The 18,415-nt window shown below is 42.7% G+C and carries 19 protein-coding genes; 11 read left to right on the plus strand and 8 right to left on the minus strand.

Annotated features, from left to right (window positions below; genetic code table 11):
* Positions 1-4: 4 nt before the first annotated feature.
* Entirely contained in the window at positions 5-640 is a 636-nt protein-coding gene (locus DWW10_RS21085) for a nucleotide exchange factor GrpE (protein ID WP_022393774.1), read from the minus strand.
* A gap of 220 nt (positions 641-860) precedes the next feature.
* Between DWW10_RS21085 and DWW10_RS21090 the strand changes: the two genes are divergently transcribed.
* The 3 genes from DWW10_RS21090 to DWW10_RS21100 all read left to right on the plus strand — a co-directional run bounded on the left by DWW10_RS21090 (position 861) and on the right by DWW10_RS21100 (position 3,117).
* Positions 861-2,477, plus strand: coding sequence for an ABC-F family ATP-binding cassette domain-containing protein (locus DWW10_RS21090; protein WP_022393773.1), 1,617 nt, complete (start codon positions 861-863; stop codon positions 2,475-2,477).
* Positions 2,478-2,567: 90 nt separating this feature from the next.
* Positions 2,568-2,831: a type II toxin-antitoxin system RelE/ParE family toxin gene (locus tag DWW10_RS21095; RefSeq protein ID WP_259320515.1), complete on the plus strand. Its 264-nt coding sequence runs from the start codon at positions 2,568-2,570 to the stop codon at positions 2,829-2,831.
* Positions 2,815-3,117: a helix-turn-helix domain-containing protein gene (locus tag DWW10_RS21100; protein ID WP_022393771.1), complete on the plus strand. Its 303-nt coding sequence runs from the start codon at positions 2,815-2,817 to the stop codon at positions 3,115-3,117. Before DWW10_RS21095 ends, DWW10_RS21100 begins: the two co-directional genes overlap by 17 nt.
* 120 nt (positions 3,118-3,237) lie before the next feature.
* On the opposite strand, the gene DWW10_RS21105 is transcribed toward DWW10_RS21100, so the two are convergent.
* A complete protein-coding gene (locus tag DWW10_RS21105) occupies positions 3,238-4,302 on the minus strand; it encodes a leucine-rich repeat protein (protein ID WP_022393769.1) in 1,065 nt (354 codons plus the stop codon).
* Between the two features lie 110 nt (positions 4,303-4,412).
* On the opposite strand from DWW10_RS21105, the gene DWW10_RS21110 reads away from it, so the two are divergent.
* Complete coding sequence (locus tag DWW10_RS21110; protein WP_022393768.1) at positions 4,413-5,336, plus strand: CPBP family intramembrane glutamic endopeptidase; 924 nt, start codon at positions 4,413-4,415, stop codon at positions 5,334-5,336.
* On the opposite strand, the gene DWW10_RS21115 is transcribed toward DWW10_RS21110, so the two are convergent.
* The 4 genes from DWW10_RS21115 to DWW10_RS21125 all read right to left on the minus strand — a co-directional run bounded on the left by DWW10_RS21115 (position 5,254) and on the right by DWW10_RS21125 (position 8,697).
* Complete coding sequence (locus DWW10_RS21115; protein WP_118422179.1) at positions 5,254-7,380, minus strand: Tex family protein; 2,127 nt, start codon at positions 7,378-7,380, stop codon at positions 5,254-5,256. The genes DWW10_RS21110 and DWW10_RS21115 overlap by 83 nt on opposite strands.
* A 150-nt stretch (positions 7,381-7,530) precedes the next feature.
* Positions 7,531-7,944 carry an N-acetylmuramoyl-L-alanine amidase gene (locus DWW10_RS21120; RefSeq protein ID WP_118220539.1) on the minus strand — a complete coding sequence of 138 codons (414 nt, stop codon included), beginning with the start codon at positions 7,942-7,944 and terminating at the stop codon, positions 7,531-7,533.
* A 2-nt stretch (positions 7,945-7,946) separates the two neighbouring features.
* Positions 7,947-8,054 carry a smalltalk protein gene (locus tag DWW10_RS26720; protein WP_158585972.1) on the minus strand — a complete coding sequence of 36 codons (108 nt, stop codon included), beginning with the start codon at positions 8,052-8,054 and terminating at the stop codon, positions 7,947-7,949.
* A 160-nt stretch (positions 8,055-8,214) separates the two neighbouring features.
* Complete coding sequence (locus DWW10_RS21125) at positions 8,215-8,697, minus strand: HU family DNA-binding protein (RefSeq protein WP_022393765.1); 483 nt, start codon at positions 8,695-8,697, stop codon at positions 8,215-8,217.
* A 218-nt stretch (positions 8,698-8,915) separates the two neighbouring features.
* Here DWW10_RS21125 and DWW10_RS21130 point away from each other — a divergent pair, with 218 nt between their 5' ends.
* Positions 8,916-9,134 (plus strand): DUF4248 domain-containing protein, encoded by a 219-nt coding sequence (locus DWW10_RS21130; protein WP_044155233.1) that lies wholly within the window; start codon positions 8,916-8,918, stop codon positions 9,132-9,134.
* Between the two features lie 93 nt (positions 9,135-9,227).
* Here DWW10_RS21130 and DWW10_RS21135 read toward each other — a convergent pair whose 3' ends face one another.
* Positions 9,228-11,018, minus strand: a complete 1,791-nt coding sequence (locus tag DWW10_RS21135; protein ID WP_118422180.1) for a DUF3987 domain-containing protein — start codon at positions 11,016-11,018, stop codon at positions 9,228-9,230.
* Between the two features lie 61 nt (positions 11,019-11,079).
* A complete protein-coding gene (locus DWW10_RS21140) occupies positions 11,080-11,700 on the minus strand; it encodes a BT4734/BF3469 family protein (protein WP_118422181.1) in 621 nt (206 codons plus the stop codon).
* A 1,180-nt stretch (positions 11,701-12,880) separates the two neighbouring features.
* Here DWW10_RS21140 and DWW10_RS21150 point away from each other — a divergent pair.
* From DWW10_RS21150 to DWW10_RS21175, 6 genes are all read left to right on the plus strand, one after another.
* Positions 12,881-13,453 carry a UpxY family transcription antiterminator gene (locus DWW10_RS21150; RefSeq protein ID WP_118422183.1) on the plus strand — a complete coding sequence of 191 codons (573 nt, stop codon included), beginning with the start codon at positions 12,881-12,883 and terminating at the stop codon, positions 13,451-13,453.
* 66 nt (positions 13,454-13,519) lie between these two features.
* The gene (locus tag DWW10_RS21155; protein WP_118422184.1) at positions 13,520-13,996 is read left to right on the plus strand and encodes a UpxZ family transcription anti-terminator antagonist; all 477 of its coding nucleotides are present in this window, start codon (positions 13,520-13,522) and stop codon (positions 13,994-13,996) included.
* Between the two features lie 572 nt (positions 13,997-14,568).
* Positions 14,569-16,365 carry a Coenzyme F420 hydrogenase/dehydrogenase, beta subunit C-terminal domain gene (locus tag DWW10_RS21160; RefSeq protein WP_118422185.1) on the plus strand — a complete coding sequence of 599 codons (1,797 nt, stop codon included), beginning with the start codon at positions 14,569-14,571 and terminating at the stop codon, positions 16,363-16,365.
* A gap of 15 nt (positions 16,366-16,380) precedes the next feature.
* Positions 16,381-16,611 carry an acyl carrier protein gene (locus DWW10_RS21165; protein WP_118422186.1) on the plus strand — a complete coding sequence of 77 codons (231 nt, stop codon included), beginning with the start codon at positions 16,381-16,383 and terminating at the stop codon, positions 16,609-16,611.
* Positions 16,611-17,357 (plus strand): SDR family NAD(P)-dependent oxidoreductase, encoded by a 747-nt coding sequence (locus DWW10_RS21170; protein ID WP_118422187.1) that lies wholly within the window; start codon positions 16,611-16,613, stop codon positions 17,355-17,357. The genes DWW10_RS21165 and DWW10_RS21170 overlap by 1 nt, the downstream gene beginning before the upstream one ends.
* A gap of 9 nt (positions 17,358-17,366) precedes the next feature.
* On the plus strand, positions 17,367-18,413 hold the full coding sequence (locus tag DWW10_RS21175; RefSeq protein WP_118422188.1) for a 3-oxoacyl-ACP synthase III family protein: 1,047 nt from the start codon (positions 17,367-17,369) through the stop codon (positions 18,411-18,413).
* Positions 18,414-18,415: the final 2 nt, after the last annotated feature.

Raw genomic sequence — 18,415 nt, forward strand, 5'->3', positions numbered from 1 at the left:
TATGTTATTCTCCTACCACCACTTTGGCATGGCGGATTACTTTGTCGTTTAGCATGTATCCGGTCTGTACACAGTCTAGAATCTTGCCCTTCAAAGCTTTATCCGGCGCGGGAATGACAGCCACTGCTTCGTGGAAATCAGTGTCCAGAGGCTTTTCCTTAGTCTCGATCACTTTTACGCCGTCCTGTGCCAATACAGACATGAATTTGTTATAAATCAATTCCACTCCTTCCTTCACGGCTGCTACGTCTGTGGCAGTTTCCATGTTTTTCAGAGCGCGTTCAAAGTCGTCCACGATTGGAAGTATACTGCTGATGGTCTTTTCGCCACCGTTCAGGATCAGCTCGGCTTTTTCTTTCATCGTGCGTTTACGGTAGTTGTCAAACTCGGCAGAAAGGCGCAGATACTTATCCTTCTGGTCTTCTATCACTCCGTTTGCTTCTTCCAGCTCTTTGGCAAGCTTTTCCTCTTCTGTCAGGGCAGCTTCATCCTGTTGTACATCTTCCGTTTGGGATTCTTCATTTTCCGCAGCTTCCTTCTGGGCAGCTTCGGACATTAACTCTTCTTCGTTGATGTTTTCTTTTTCTTTCGGGTCCATATTTCTATTCTTATTATTCTTGTAAAAAGGATTTGTTTTCATTGCTGTCAAGGGTTTAAGTTAGTATATCGCTGTACCAACAAAAACTTTGCCAAATAGGCGGCTTTTGTCTAAAACGCCGCAAAGGTAATACTTTTATGTCAGATTGACAGCGCATTTCTACGAGTATTCATAGAAAAATGTCTATCTTTGCACCCGCAAAATACAGAGTAAATAGGTATTAGGTAATAAATTGTAAATCGCTAAATAAGAAAATAGATCAATGATTACAGTCTCGAACGTTTCCGTACAGTTTGGAAAAAGGGTGTTGTTTAATGATGTAAACCTGAAGTTTACAAGTGGTAACTGTTATGGTATTATCGGTGCTAACGGTGCCGGAAAATCTACTTTCCTGCGTGCCATATCCGGTGACTTGGATCCTACAACCGGTTCTATTATGTTGGGTCCGGGTGAACGCCTCTCCGTTTTAAGTCAGGACCACTTCAAGTGGGATGCGCTTACGGTAATGGATACCGTAATGATGGGGCATACCATTTTGTGGGATATCATGAAGCAACGTGAAGTGCTTTATGCCAAAGAAGATTTTACGGATGAAGATGGCTTGAAAGTTTCTGAGTTGGAAGAGAAATTTGCGGAACTGGATGGTTGGAATGCAGAAAGTGATGCTGCCGCTTTGTTGAGTGGCCTGGGCATTAAGGAAGATAAGCATTATTTGTTGATGGGTGATTTGAGTGGTAAGGAGAAAGTACGTGTCATGCTGGCACAGGCACTTTTCGGTAATCCGGATAACTTGTTGCTGGATGAGCCTACCAATGACCTCGATATGGAAACAGTGATGTGGCTGGAAGATTATCTGGCTAACTTTGAACATACAGTGTTGGTTGTAAGCCACGACCGTCACTTCCTCGACTCTGTTTGTACGCATACGGTCGATATCGATTATGGTAAGATCAATCTTTTTGCCGGTAACTATAGTTTCTGGTATGAGTCAAGTCAGTTGGCTTTGCGTCAGCAACAGAACCAGAAGGCTAAGGCAGAGGAGAAGAAGAAAGAACTGGAAGAGTTTATCCGCCGCTTTAGTGCCAATGTGGCAAAAAGTAAGCAGACTACCAGCCGTAAGAAGATGTTGGAGAAACTGAATGTAGAAGAAATTAAGCCTTCTTCACGTAAATATCCGGGTATTATCTTTACTCCTGAGCGTGAGCCGGGTAATCAGATACTGGAAGTTTCAGGATTGACCAAGACATTGGAAGATGGTACGGTACTTTTCCGTGATGTCAATTTCAACGTGGAGAAGGGAGATAAGGTTGTATTCCTTTCCCGTGATCCCCGTGCCATGACTTCATTCTTTGAAATTATCAATGAAGAAGCGAAACCGGATGCAGGAACTTTCAACTGGGGTGTCACTATTACTACTGCATACCTGCCGTTGGATAATACTAAATATTTCAATACGGATCTGAACCTGGTGGACTGGCTGAGTCAGTTTGGCGAAGGCAATGAAGTGTATATGAAGAGCTTCCTGGGCCGTATGTTGTTCTCCGGTGAAGAGGTACTGAAAAAAGCAAGTGTATTATCGGGAGGTGAAAAGATGCGTTGTATGATTGCCCGTATGCAATTGCGCAATGCTAACTGTCTGATTCTGGATACTCCTACCAACCACCTTGATTTGGAATCTATCCAGGCATTTAATAATAACCTGAAAACTTATAGAGGTAATATCTTGTTTTCCTCACATGACCATGAGTTTATACAAACGGTTGCCAACCGTATTATCGAACTGACTCCGAATGGCATCATTGATAAGATGATGGAATATGATGAATATATCACTTCGGATCATATCAAGGAGCTGAGAGCAAAAATGTACGCACAGTAAATATCTGCTCTTTGAATAAAAAATATCGCCTTGCAATATTCAGTTATTGTAAGGCGATATTTTTTAAGTGATGAGTCGTTCTTATAAAGATTGAGGAAAAAAGTCTCTTATGTGCTCGATATGCTTAAAACACAAGAACGGCTTAATAAAAACTTTGTGAAGTTAATTCGTGAAGGTGTTTACGAGTTGAGAGCAAGCCATAATGGAAATATTTATCGGTCTTTCTTCATTTTTGATGATGGCAATATTGTTATGTTGTTCAATGGATTTCTGAAAAAGACACAGAAAACGCCTGATAACGAAATTGAAAAAGCATTAAAACTTAAAAATGAATATTATGCAAGCAAACCCTAAGATTGGAAGTATGGATGCCGTATTAGATAAATTATATGGTAAAGTGGGCTCACCTGAAAGAGAAGAGTTTCGCAAAGAAGCATATTCTTACTGTGTAGGGCAAATCATTAGTGATGCACGGAAGCAAGAAAAAATGACACAATCCGAACTGGCTGAAAAAGTAGGAACTAATAAGACCTATATATCAAGAATAGAAAAAGGAGTTATAGAGCCGGGGGGTGGTTTGTTTTTTCGTATTATTGATGCACTGGGACTTAAAATAGAAATCGTAAAACCTATCATGTAAGTTTGCAGAGCCTTTAAAGCTACGACCTGCTTTCATGCTGAACACCGTGACTCTGCCCCAACTTGGGGCAGATTGTATAATAGTCCTATCATATCTTTTCCCCATTCACTTTCACCATGCTTATTTATAAATCAGCTTGTTCTTTCCGTCCTCTCCAAACAGGTTATCTCCCAAGGTCGTAATCTTGTTCCCTGTAGCTACTACATAACGCAGGTTATCACATCCCATAAATGCGCCGTATTCAATAGCCGTCACTCCGGCAGGTAATTCCAATGTACCGCATAAACGTCCGCAGCCGCTGAAAGCACGTTGCCCGATACTTTTCAAACCTTTGGGAAGCTGAATACGCAGTAAGTATTTCTTCTGTGTGAATGTATATTCGGGAATAGCTGTGGCGCTACATTTACTAAGATCTGCAGCAACGAGATTAGGCATATAATCCCGGATCAGGATAAAATCCGCTTCATCCAGTTTACCTTCTACAGTCAGGAAGTTTACATCCTTAGGTTGCAAACCGGCTTCTACCAATTCACTGGCAAGGCTTCCCATTAATCCTATCTGTACAGAGACTTCTACAGGTTCACCTTCTATCACGGCAAAGGTATCCCAATGTTTCTTGCCACGGTAAGAGTCGCTGCTACCCAGAGGCACAAAAATGGCCGTAATACTATCTGCCAAGGCTTCAGACATCAGATTGGGAGCAGTCTTTTTTCGTAGTTGGCATACTTGTAGGTTCGTACATCCCTTGAATGCAGCATCTTCTATGTTCTTGATTTTCTCTGAAAGAATAATTTTCCGGAGTGTTGATTTTCCGGTAAAAGTACTGTCATTGGTTTGCTGGCAGAATGCATAAGCAGGTACACAATTGGGTGGATATATATAGAAGCGATCAGGAAAAGTACCGCTTTTCCCGGCATAAGTACTGATTGATGCATTGGAGATATCCAGTACCTGCAAATTCTTGAATTCATCCCGCAGGTGTTTGAAATCAATAGCGTTCAGTTTCCCGGTCAATGTAAGATGAGTGACGCTGTTGGCTTCATCTTCTGTGAGCATGGATACTAAAGTACCGGGCTTGGCAACGAAAAATGTTTTGTTATTGGCTGGGTTGCCTGTATTTTGTGCAACTGCTACATAAGTACATGCAGCCAGCATTATAGTGGCGAATATTCGTTTTATCTTCATGGCTGTTACATATATGTTTAGACAAATATACGGTTTTTACAGTAAATAGCTTTCTATTTTTAATTTTATAGGTATTTTTGCCGGGGTATTAACATAAAGAAACGAAGGATATGGAATCAATGAATGAAGATGCAAATACTGTAAAGGAACCGTCAAAACTTGTCACTTATCTGGTTGTTTCGGCCAAGATTACCGTTTATATATTTTTGATGCTGGGATTTACCGGAATATTGGCAGCTGTTTGCATAAAGCCGCTCTCTTTTTTTAAGATAAGTGGAATATTGGAAGAAGTTGTGATGCAGAGTGCTTTTCTGGCTGGGAGTTTTTTGGCGGCTTGGGTTCTGCTGAAGAATTGGGACCATCTTCCGATTGCAGATTTGGGATTATCCCTGAAAGGGCGTGCAAAAGATATCTTCTGGGGTACATTCGTAGCCTTGGTAATCTATGCTGTCGGATTTGGAATATTATATGCGATAGGAGAGGTTGAAATTGCTGCCGTGCACTTTAGCGCGTACGATTTACTGCTGTCCTGGATATTAATGTTGCTGGTTGCTCTTACAGAAGAGATTGCTTTTCGTGGTTTTGTCCTGGGGCATTTGCTGACCGCAGGTGTCAATCGCTTTGTGGCATTGTTTCTTTCTTCTGCATTATTTTCCCTGATGCATATTTTTAATCCCAACTTTTCTCTGATTGCTTTTCTGAATATATTGTTGGCGGGAATTTTAATAGGTTCTACCTATATATATACGCGTAATTTATGGTTTGCTACCGCTCTTCATCTTTTCTGGAATTGGCTGCAAGGTCCGATTCTCGGTTTCGAAGTAAGTGGAGGAAGATTGGGCGGTACTTTATTGTCTTTGGAATTACCGGAAGAGAATATCATCAACGGCGGTACATTCGGTTTCGAGGGCTCCATCCTATGCACCGCGTTGATGATTATTGCTATTGTGATTACTCTGAAATCAGCTTCAAAGCGATCCGTTTGCGATCCATGTCCACACTCAATACCCGAACCCGGACATGCTGGTGAATAGATACAATTTCATTCGGATCGGAAACAAAACGGTCGGCAAGTTGTGAAAGATGAATCAGGCCGTTTTCTTTAATGCCTATATCCACGAAAGCACCGAAGTTGGTTATATTACCTACAATGCCGGGAAGTTCCATACCTTCATGCAGGTCATTGATGGTACGTACGTTTTTATCAAATTCGAAAATTTGGATCGGGCCTCGCGGGTCACGTCCCGGTTTTTCCAATTCCTGCAGGATATCCTTTAAGGTAGGCATGCCCACGGTAGGAGTGAGGTACTTTTCCGGTTGGATTTTCAGGCGAAGTTCCTTGCTGGTAATAAGCTCTGCTACGCTGCATCCCAAGTCTTTGGCCATTTGTTCTACTATACAATAGCTCTCCGGGTGGACGGCTGTGTTATCCAAAGGATTTTTGGCTTGAGGAATACGAAGGAAGCCGGCGCATTGCTCAAAAGCTTTGGCTCCCATGCGCGGCACTTTCATCAGTTGTTTACGCGAAGCGAATGCACCATTTTCAGCACGGTAATTTACTATGTTTTGTGCCAGTTGAGGGCCTAAACCCGAAATGTAAGTCAGCAGATGGCTGCTTGCCGTATTTAGGTTCACTCCCACCAGGTTTACACAACTTTCTACGGTGAGGTCCAGTGATTTCCTTAATTTCGTCTGGTCTACATCATGTTGGTATTGACCGACACCGATGGATTTCGGATCGATTTTAACCAATTCGGCCAACGGGTCCATCAGTCGGCGGGCGATGGATACAGCTCCGCGCACTGTGACGTCGTATTCCGGAAATTCATCACGGGCAATCTTGGATGCAGAGTAAATGGAAGCTCCTTGCTCGCTTACAACAAATACCTGAATTTCCTGCCTGAAGGTCTGGTGTTTCAGAAACTCTTCTGTTTCACGACTTGCTGTTCCGTTTCCTACCGCTATGGCTTCTATCCGGTAAGCTTCTACCATCTTTTGTATTTTAGACACGGCCTCTGCGGTTTTGTGTACCGGAGCATGCGGGTAGATATTTTCATTGTGCAGCAAATTGCCTTGCGCATCCAGGCATACCACTTTGCAACCTGTACGGAATCCCGGATCGATGCCCATTACCCGCTTTTGTCCCAATGGAGAAGCCAGTAATAATTGGCGCAGGTTCTGAACGAATACCCGGATGGCTTCTTCATCCGCCTGTTCTTTACTTTGTGCGGCAAATTCCGTTTCGATAGAAGATTTCAGCAGACGTTTGTAGGCATCCTGTACGGCTTCCGCCACTTGTTCTCCGCAAGCATTGTTACTACGGACGAAACGGCGTTCCAGACGTTCCACACACTCTTCATCATCAGGGCTTATGCTGACTTTCAACAGCCCTTCGGCTTCGGCACGGCGAATAGCCAGCAATTGGTGTGAGGTACATTTTTTCAGTGGCTTACTGAATTCAAAGTAATCCCGGTATTTATCAGCTTCACTCTCTTTTCCTTTCACCACTTTAGCCGTGATGACAGCTTGACGGGAGAAGGCGAAACGTACAGTGTTACGTGCCTGTTCGTCTTCACTGACCTGCTCGGCAATAATATCCCGTGCTCCCTTCAATGCATCTTCCGCATCTTTCACTTCTCCTTTGACGTATGCTTCTGCACGCTTCTCCGGGTTCGGCTCCCGCTGCAACATCAGTAGAGTGGCCAAGGGTTCCAGACCTTTCTGACGGGCTACTTCTGCACGCGTACGGCGTTTGGGCTTGTAGGGTAGGTAAATATCTTCAAGAATGGTACTATCCCAGGTTTCATCAATACGCTTTTGTAGTTCAGGAGTCATTTTCCCCTGTTCGTTGATAGTGCTGACGATGGTTTCTTTTCGTTTAGCCAGTTCATTCAGCTTCTCATATTGGGTTTTGATTGCTTCAATTTGCACTTCATCCAATCCTCCGGTAACTTCTTTACGGTAGCGACTGATGAAGGGAATCGTAGCTCCGTCCGCCAATAAATCGAGCGTATGGCCGATTTGTTTCTCAGAAATACTGAGGGCGGCAGAGATCATACGGTGAAATAACTGTATCATGTTGAATCGTTTTTTGAATAATGAGCGTCAAAGGTACAAAAGAATTATAAAAAACTCAAGTTTCGCAAACTTTATACAAAGCTTACGAACCTTTATATAAAAACAGGCACTAAATTCCCGGAAAGCCTTTATTTAAAAAAAGGGAGCCTTTTACAGCCCCCTATATTCCCTTTCCGCATTGAAGCACGGACAAGGTTTTATCGGATTCAAATCATGATGCCCCACAATCAGTGCGCGTGGAAAAATACGTTTCAACTCACGCAGAAGGGCCAGCAGTGAAGCCTTTTGTTCCAACGTGCGGGTGTCGGACGGTCGGCCTTCGGCATCCAGTCCTCCTTCGTAACAGATGCCGATGGAGTGGCGGTTATGGTTGAGGCAATGCGCACCGATTTTTTCCGTTGGACGGCCACGATGAATCTCCCCGTCGCGGGTTACGTAGAAATGGTAGCCAATGTCGCTGAAGCCACGGTGGCGGATGTGTTCGCGACGACAATCCTCAAGGCTCAGGCGCACGCCCTGAGGCGTGGCCGAGCAATGAATAATGAGGAGGGTAATCGTACGCATGGCTACTTGCAGGCGCCTAAACCTAAAGCTCCCACTATGGCGGTGGCTACGGTGATGATTACTTTGAGGACAATACCCCATACGGATTTTGACTTTTTTTCTTCATTCATGATGAGTGGATAATTAATAATTAAAAATTAGAACTTGAAAAATTGAACACTGGGAAAATTAATAATTAAATGTTAAGCATTGAAACTTGAAGATTAAATCCTCGCGCAGCCTTTAATTTTTAATTATTAATTTTTAATTTCTACGGCCTTCGGCTGTAGATTATCCTAACGGGTCATCTTCGATTCCCCCGTCGTTTCCTCCGCCGCTTCCGTCGGGCTTATTACCGGACGGCTTGCCTTCTACGGTGTACATGGAAGACTCCTTCATCTGCCCTTCCAGGTTAATCTGTGCATTGCTCAGTTCTCCCGTGGCACGGGCACGGAGTTTCAGCCCCTTCACGTTGTTGGCCAGTGAGAAGTCGGCAGCGGATTGCGCGCCTTTCTTGCTGACAATTCCCACGGAGAAAATGGCGAGGTCGTCCATTTTTACATTCTTTCCGTCCAGAATCAGCTCCTTGGTGCAAGAGACCATGTCAGTCAGCACTCCCTTGATGACGCCGGACGAGTAGGGGGTGTTGTGGTTGGACATGTGCTTGGCAAGTTTCTCAATGTCGAAAGTCTCCTCAATTACGGGACGTGCATACCAGAGACCTTTCAGCGGGCTGTTTTCGCCCGTCACTTGATACTTTTTGTAACGAATCATAGTTTGATAAACAGATTAAAAATTAATAATTAAAAAATTAAATATTCACGGTGTTGAACTCAACGATGCAAAGATAATACCGTGTATACAGGCGTTTGGCACTTTCGGATTGTTACGGTCGATTATGGACGGTTTCTGTCTGTTATTTATATACGTATAGTTGCCAATGTCATGATTTATAGCTATATTTGATGAAATATAACACATGAATGTCAGATATGAACACTTTTGAAATCCGTACCTATGGGCGCACTGAACTTGCCCAGCTCTATTGTCCCAATCTTTGTCCCGAATCCGCTTACCGCAAGTTGAAGCATTGGATTGAACTTTATCCCGGCCTGTGTGATGACTTGGCCGCTGTGGGGACGTCCTCTCACTCCCGCACCTATACGTCCGCCCAAGTGAGTCTGATAGCGGCTGCACTTGGCGAACCTTAAAGTTGAGGTTGGGCGGCGTAAAGTTGAGGTTGGTACACTTGGTACAGAGGTTCACTGTTCCCGTTCGTTTCGCACACACGTGCGTATTTATGGTTAGGGCTTTTGATAAGTTCCGTTTCCATCCACACTCTCTATCAGACCGTGCTTCTGCAAGCGCTTGAGCCAGGTAGAGGCTGTTCCGGGCTTAATGCCCATCTCTTCGGCTTTTTTTATGAATTCGGCCCGTGTAAATTTCTTTTCCATGCATTGTACCAGTGCATCCCGGTCAGCATTGCCCCGGCTGGTGACTTCGGTGGCAGGTAGGAAGGAGAGGATATGGGTGGTGTGGCGGTAGAGGCTTTCGGCCAGCGCCAGCACGGCATGGAAATCGTCGGGGGTGATGATGAGGTTCCATAAGCTGACGATGTGATCCTTCAGATTGTCCGGAGAGGTATTCGGGTCGGGCGATACATTGGGTGAATCGGCTATCTCTCCGTGCTCCAATACGCGGAGCATGGCCACCACTTCCATGATGCGGCAGATGTTGATGGCCAGACGCGCCACGCTGCTCGACATTTCGTCACCGTTGGTCAGTCCGGAACGTACGAATAGACCGGAGAATAACCGGTTGAATTCCTCTTTCTGCCCGTCGGTGAGACGTAGGGTGAAAAGTCCGTTCATGACGATGGCCTTCTGCTTGTCTTTCCATTCCATGCCCAGTGCAGTGAATATCTCTTCGAGATTGTTGTCGTTGCGGTCGAACTGGTTCTGCCAGTGGTGTATGGCGGGCATGTAGTAGAATACTTGCCGGGAAAAGAGTCCGTTTTCGGCACTGGGTATCAGGGGTTTCACTTGTGCGGGGGTGCCGGAAAGAAGTACGGAAAGATAACTCTTTTTCACTTCGCGGTATTCCCGGTCGGTGCGGCGGTTGTAGGAGAGGCCGTCGTGGTCGAAGGCTTTGCGCATGGTGTCGCTCCAGTGGCCGTACTCCGATCCTATGGCGGTAGAGATGGTGTCGGCCTCACTTTCGCATATCAGGCCGGTGCCGTCAGAATCCATCAGGTTCTGCAGAATACCCGTTCCGGTGTTGTTGCCGGAGATGAGGAACATCTTGTTGGGCGGGATTACGGGAGGCTCGGTCTTTGCACGTTCTTTGCCCAGTGTCTCGTACTTTGCTTTTTCGCGGCGGTAGGATGTCATACTTTCCGTCACCTGTTTGCGTACTTCATCGTGAATGGGTTCTACCAGTAGGCGTACCAGCGAGAGCACGCCTTTGCCTGATGCGGGCAGTGCTGTGATGAAAGTTTGCAGACAGGGCGAGATCATTTTTCCTCCGTAGGCACATCGCACGTGCCGTCCCATGCTGGCACCCAGTACGGTGACAGTTCCCAGTAGCAGTACGTCGCATTGGGCACGGGAGGTGCCGTAGCTAACGATGCGGTTCAAGGGATAAGGCCAATGTGTGTGCTCGTCGAAAGTGGGCAGGGGAGAGAGTGGACTGCTGTCCAGTAGGTTTTCTTCCTCATGTGCGGATACATCTTCTTCACGTGCGTGCGTGTGTGAGGCGGAAGAGGAGTGTGAATCTTGTGTACCAAGTGTACCAAACCCGTGTGGGATTTCGGATTGGACTTTTACGCCGCAAAGTTCGGCCAGATGGAAGGCGGTGCCTATGTGTACGTCGTTGTGTCCGTTTTTCAGTGCATTGCTGAATAGTTTGTCGGCTGCTCGTGGATCGTACTTTGGTGAGAAACTGCATAAGGTCAGGAAATCTTGGCGGCCCGCTTCACTGCAGTCGGTGGCGATGGCAAATGCCAGTTGTATGTACTCTTGATAAGTGGGAGCGATGTCGGCTCCTGCATTTCTTACGGCTTCGGTCAGGCGGTGCAATGAGGATAATTGTTCCATTGGTTCTGAGTAATTTGAATTATAATTTGCGATATTGATTCGTGAGCTTAATTTTCGACGTTTATTTTTTAATTCTCAAAAGCGCTCCTTCGTCATGGCAGAGGAAGCAGGAGCGTACGAGGTCTTTTCCCGATGTATCTACTCCTTTTCCGGGTTGGCGGTGGTTGCTGTCGTACATGCAGTGTACATAGTTCATGGCCCAGCGGATTCCATCTGTGGCTTTTTGTTCCGAGGTATGAGGAATGAAGGCTTTCACGCCCAGTCCACTGGGACTGATGAATGCCAGTGCGGGACACAGATACGGGTCATCAAATAATTCCTGTCGCAGGATTTCGGCTTCTTCGGTGGATTCGAGATGGTCGATGTCCACTACTACCAGTCCGGACAGCTCTTCCAGGCAGTCGCTTCGGCGACGGGTGAAGATTCCGCAAGGGGTCACGTAGGGCAGTGTTTGCTGCTTCAGGAGACGGCTGGTGTTTTCGTCACCCCACAGTGCGGCGTTTCGCACTTCGAGAGTCAGTGCAGTGAGTCTCTCGTTGGAGGTTATCAGTTTATATATTTCTTCCAGATTTATAGTCCGTAGCGGAGTAAGTGTGGCGCTCTTTACAGTTCTTCCGGTTGTTTTGTCCTTTATCGGCGAGATAGGGGGCATGAATAGTGACATTTTGAAAACGTTTTCCATTACATTTCATTTTTTAAATTCTTTCATTTTTAATTCTTTAGTAAGTGTTTGTGTCGGGCAAAAAAAAGAAGATGTCACTTTTGGATAAAGCGGCATCTTCTCATCTGCAGGGCTTAATCTTTGCCAAAGCGGGGGCAAAATTAAGTCCTTTTACAACATGTTGTTCAACACTAATTCATACTTGTTTTTTGTTGTTATTTTCTCTTTCTATTTCTCGGATTTGTGTACTTGGACTCTTTAAGTAATTCAATCAAATCTTGCCTTATTGTGTTGGCTGATATTCGTTTACCGTTCTTTTGCTGAAACTTTTCTCTTCTGTATAAAAAACGTGCAAGCGTTGCCAATCCGTTTTCTGGAGACGCGTCCAGACAATTTATCATGTAGAGCTCTAAAAATGCTTTTTCTATAATGTCCCGACGGTCGATTATTTTTGTAATCGTAGCCCCGGGTTTGGGTCCTCTTTTTGCTTTAATACCTTGTTTTATTGGCTTCTTACTATTATTCTTGTTCTTTTTTGCAGTTTTTTTTTGTTGCTGTATTTACTTTATTCTTTTCCATATTTCAGATGTTTTTTAATGTTGGAATTAGTGATGAAAAAATATGTTGTAAGTTGCGAAGGTAAGTGTAAAAAGAAGAGTGGGCAAAAATATCGGGATGAATGTTAATTTGAAACTTTTCTTTATGTTACTTAATGGGTTGGTATATAGGGGAATAAATTCTTGTTTTGTGGGTGTGCAAAAAACGTTCGTTTAATATGTGTAAATATTTATGAAAGAAGAGTCGTTATCAGGATAATAATCTGAATAGATATTAATGATATTTATTTTGAGAATAACAATTTGTTTATTAGGCATTTATAGAAATAGAAAAGTGCTCATAAGATTATTTTTATTAAACATCTTGCACATTCCAAAAATACCTTTTATCTTTGCGCCATTAAACGAACGATTAAAAAACGATTTTTCTCTCTAATCTATTCGTTTATAGCTTTTTATCTATAAAAAGTTCCACATAACTGTTTCATTGCTTCTTTTTCCGCGACGGTAGGAAGCGCTGGAATAAAATGAATGCAAGTTAGGCTACTTAAAATAATCGCATTACATAACTTGACCGGTAGGTATTTCACTACTCCGGTGTCCCTAAAAAATATCCTGACGCGAAGTAACTTCGCGAAAATTTCATGAACGAAAGTACTGACTCTCAACTTTCTACTCCTAACTCTCAATTACTCCACTGGTTTGCTGTTCGTGTTTCCTATAGTCGTGAATTGGCTTTGAAAGCTATTTTGGACGAGGAAAACATAGAGAGCTTTATCCCTATGCGTTATGGAATAGTAATGAAAGGTGGTAAACGTGTACGTAAGTTGGTTCCTGCCATACATAATCTTGTCTTTATTCATTCTACTCGTAAGCGTATAGATGCTTTGAAGGATGAACTCGAGGGAAAAATGCCTATACGTTTCATTATGAATCGTGAATATTGTCGTCCGGTCGTTATTCCTGATGCGCAGATGCGTAACTTTATTCTCGTGGCGGGTAGTTACGATGAAGCAGTTCTTTATATTGAGTCAGCTGAATTGAACCTGGTGAAAGGTCAGAAAGTTCGTATCACAGATGGTGTCTTTAAAGGCGTTATCGGCGAGTTTGTTCGCATCAGGCATGATCGCCGCGTGGTCGTTAATATTGAAGGTGTCATGGCTATTGCTACTACTTTTATACCACCTTCGCTTGTTGAACCGGTGATTATCGATTGATAATAGTATTGTCATTCTCGAGCTTGTCGAAGAATCTTCTCTTTTTGCAATAAAATAATTAATAATATGGATTCTAATTCTTCATCATTATTTTCCGCAGCCCATCATCTCTTAACCTACGGGCTTGATGGAAGTCCCATTTATGCGGACCAGTTTACACGTTTGAACCGTGACGTTTACGAACGAGCTATGGAACTTTATAGTACTCGTGGAAATACAGTCGAAGAAGAGGCTGAACTTTGCCTTGGCTTATTAGTAGCTTTTGCTGCAACAATTTATGATAATGGTCGTAAACAAGAATATATTCAGAATGTGCTGGATCGTAGCTGGGAAATACTTCCGAAACTTTCTCCTTCATTGCTTAAGGTGCGTCTTTTGACGTATTGTTATAGTGAGTTTTATGATGGGGAATTGGCAAAGGAGGCACATGAAATCATCAATACCTGGAATGAAAAAGAGATGACTTTGGAACAGGCGAAGATTGTGGAGGAGTTGAAAGGGGTTGAGGAGAATCAGTATCCTTGGGAAGAGGTGGAAGAATAACTAATAATTATGTGTTGTTTTTTCTTTGTCTAATTTTCTATTTTGACATATAGATATGATAACCTTTTGAGAAATAGTACAAAGAGAATTGTCACTTTTTCTGTTATTTTTCCAATTTTTACAATATGTGCAGTAAGTATGAGTGTATTTTTTCCATCATACCAGCAACTGAACCGTAAGCCTTCCTTAGGAAGGTAATCATTTCGTTTACCTACATTGTTATGGCATTGGCAATTTAATAACTGAATCTTCTATCTCTCCTTTTGCGAGTGAACGTGAAAATGCTTTATTCTTCAGCACTGACAAGATGGCCCAAGTCTCTACCGTTTCGGTAATTTTTGCTTGTTGTATGCATGATATCTCGACATTGGAATATCTGCGTAAATTTTTCTGCGAAATCGTACAATTGCGTTGTGATTATGAGAATTTACTCCCTATGACCATCGGAATGAATACTAATAAATTTAAAAATATAGTCCTCTAAGGAGGGAATATCAAAATTGATATATAAACTTATCTAAATGGGTAAGTTGGTAACGGTTTTCTATTCTATTAAATAAAATCATCATTATATGATTGATATTACAGATAAAGCAATGTGTTGTGGTTGCAATGCATGTGGTGATGTATGTGCTCACAATGCAATCACATTCAATACAGATATTGAAGGTTTTTGGTATCCTGAGGTGGATAAAGATAAATGTGTGGATTGTGGTTTGTGTGAGAAAGTATGTCCGATAATCAACATAAAGGAACTGAAGAAGAACGACCTTCCGCAATCAGTCTGCTATGCGGCTGAACATAAAAACATTGAGGTCGTATTCGATTCCACCTCTGGAGGTATGTTTTCAGCCTTGGCTGATGTTATGTACAAAGATAAAGGCTATGTTGGCGGTGCTATCTTTAACGAAGATTTTTCTGTTCGCCAATATATATCTAATGACAAGGTTGATCTTCCTCGTATCCGTAGCTCAAAATATTTGCAAAGTTCTTTGGAGGGATTCTTCGTACAGGTAAAGGTTTTGTTGCGTAATGATGAGAAGGTACTTGTTTGCGGAAGCCCTTGTCAAATGGCGGCTTTGCGCGCATTCCTTCACAAAGACTATGATAATTTGATTATCGCTGATTATATCTGTCGTGGTATCAATTCGCCTAAAGTATGGCGTAAATATCTTGACTCGTTTGAAGAACGCTATGGCTCCAAGGTAGTATATTGCAAAGCTAAATCTAAAGAATATGGCTGGCGTAATCTTACACAGAAAGTGATTCTTGCCAACGGCAAACATGTCTATGAGACTAAAGACCAATCCAATTATACTAAGGGATATTTGCAGACCAATGCTTATTGTCGTCCTTCTTGTTACGATTGTAAATTTAAGGGCTATCCTCGGATTGCTGATATTACTTTGGCCGATTTTTGGGGTATTGAAAAGGTTGATACCTCAATGGAAAAGAATCTTGGTACTTCATTGGTTATGATTAATTCGAAGAAAGGAGAGGTCTATTTTGAAAAAGTAAAAAGCCGTATTAATTATGTTCACGTGCCTTTCGAGAGTATTGAAATTGGTAATAGGTCTTTGAATCTTTCTTTGGATCTCCCTAAGGTAAATCGCCAACAATTCTTCTCTGATCTCGACCGGATGACCTTTCTCGAATTGTCAAGGAAGTATATTTTTCCTTCACAAAAGAGTAAAAAACAGATGATAAAGAGTATTTTACGTTATGGATACACAATCTTAAAAAACACCCAGTGCCATCCGAGGCCATTATATCAGTTGTTTAAGTATAATTCTCTTCGTGATATATTCTCTCACAACATTATCTTACCCACTCCTTATTGTGTTATTGATATTTCGAAAACAGCCATTGTCAATAAGAAAGGAATTACAATTTTGGGACGTAAGGTTAAATTTGCCAAATCACGATTGGAAACGAGACTTTCTGTTGCTGATGGGGCAACGTTGAATTTGGGCGGCGATCTTAAACTTGGATATGGAGCAGACATTGAGGTCTTTGAAGGAGCGACGCTTACTTTTAAGGGGCATGGAGGTTCTAATATTGGTCTTACCGTAATTTGCGGTGACCATATTGAATTTGGTGATGGCGTGATGATGGGACGCAATGTTACGGTCAGGGACAATAATGGCTCTCACTATATTAATCGTCAGGGGTATAAGAACAGCAAGCCTGTGATAATAGGTGATAAAGTATGGCTTTGTGAATCTTGTACTGTGATGAATGGGGTAAAGATAGGTGATGGTGCCATTGTTGCTGCTAAGTCATTTGTCATTAATAAGGTACCTGCCCATTCTTTAGTGTCAGGCCATCCTTCTCAAGTACTTGATGAAGATGTATATTGGAAATATTGATAAAATAATTATAATATGGAATTACAAAAATTTATTCAAGACTTTGTCGATCAGTTTGAGGATATGAATGTAGATGAATTGACTGTCAATACCGAGTTTAAAAGCCTTGATGAGTGGAGCTCACTTGCTGCATTATCAATCATTGCCATGATTGATGATGAGTATGAGGTGTCGGTTAACGGTAATGACATCCGTAATTCGGAAACAATAGGTGATTTGTTTGAACTGATAAAATCTAAGAAGTGATGTACAATCCATTTGCTATTGCAGATAGGACGATTCTTGTTACCGGCGCATCTTCTGGAATAGGACGTTCCACAGCCATTGAGTGTTCCAAAATGGGTGCAAAACTGGTTATAACAGGGCGTAATGAAGCTCGGTTGCAGGGAACCTTTGATGCTCTTGAAGGCGAAGGCCATCTTGCTGTTATTGCAGATTTGGCAAATGAGGAACAAATGGATATGCTTGTAGAACAGACTCCTGTCTTATATGGGTTAGTCAATAATGCAGGTATTACGGAAACTCTTCCTACACAATTCATCAAGCGTGAAAAACTGGAAAGGGTGCTGGAAATTAATACGATAGCTCCCATCATGTTAACGCAAAAATTGCTAAGAAAGAAGAAGATAGCTACAGGAGGAAGCATCGTCTTCACATGTTCCATAAGTGGAACATCTGTGAGTGTGGGAGGAAATATACTTTATTCTACTTCTAAAGGGGCGATTAATGGTTTTGTAAAGAATGCTGCTCTGGATCTCTCACAAAAAAGAATTCGTGTAAATGAAGTTTGTCCAGGTATGATCGATACCCACATACTTGATGACAGTTCCATTACTTCTGACTTGCTTGCAATAGAGATGTCCCGTTATCCTTTCAAGCGTTTTGGTAAACCGGAAGAGGTAGCCTATGGCATTATCTATCTTTTGTCTGATGCTTCCTCGTTCGTGACAGGTACAGGAATAGTGATTGATGGTGGTTTTACTCTACAATAATGGCTATCTATGCAAACAATAATAGATAATATCAGTATTGAATCAGTGGCTGCATGGCTTCCTAAAAACAAACTTGATATGCGGTCGTTATGTTCTTCCTATGGAGATTCGGAGGTGGCGAACATTATCAAGGCTACTGGTGTTGAAAAGGTCAGAATAGCAGACACGGATATGACTTCTTCGGATATGTGCCAGAAAGCGGCTGAATATCTTTTTGATGCGGACAGCATTGACAAGTCTGTCATCGATGGTTTGGTGTTTGTATCTCAAACTTCCGATTATATATTGCCTGCGACTTCGATATGCTTGCAGGACAGGTTAGGACTGTCTGAAGATACGGTATGCATTGATATTCATTACGGCTGTTCCGGATACATTTATGGCTTGTTTCAGGCTGCGTGTTGGATTAGTTCAGGTATGTGCTCAAAGGTGTTGGTACTTGCTGGTGATACTACCTCACGCATGATTAATCCTATGGATAAATCTTTACGGATGGTGTTTGGCGATTGTGGTACAGCCACTTTGGTTAGCCGTGGTGGCAGTTCTATGGGATTTCATATTCAGTCCGATGGTAGTGGAGCTGACAGACTGATTGTACCGGCAGGTGGTTTTCGTACTCCTGTTTCAACTGAAACTTCCATTTTGGAATATGATGAAGACCATAATGGACGTACCCAAAATGATCTGTTTATGGACGGTATGGCTATCTTTAACTTTGCTATCACAAAAGTGCATAAGAACATAAACAGCCTGTTGGAAACGATGCAGTGGGAGAAGGATTCTGTAGGTCTGTTTGCTTTACATCAGGCCAATGTATTTATGGTGAACTATATTCGCAAGAAACTTAAGGTGCGGGCAGAGGTGACTCCTACAAACGTGACAAATTATGGCAATACCGGACCTGCTACTATTCCTCTTCTCTTCTCAGACCTTTGTAGTCAGGGCAAGTATGATTTGTCCCGAGTTGTCATGAGCGGATTTGGAGTAGGTCTGTCATGGGGTAGCGTGGCTGCAGACATGTGTTACACCCGTTTTTATAACCCTGTTAATAAATAAAG

The organism is Bacteroides intestinalis (assembly GCF_003464595.1).
Lineage (GTDB): Bacteria > Bacteroidota > Bacteroidia > Bacteroidales > Bacteroidaceae > Bacteroides > Bacteroides intestinalis_A.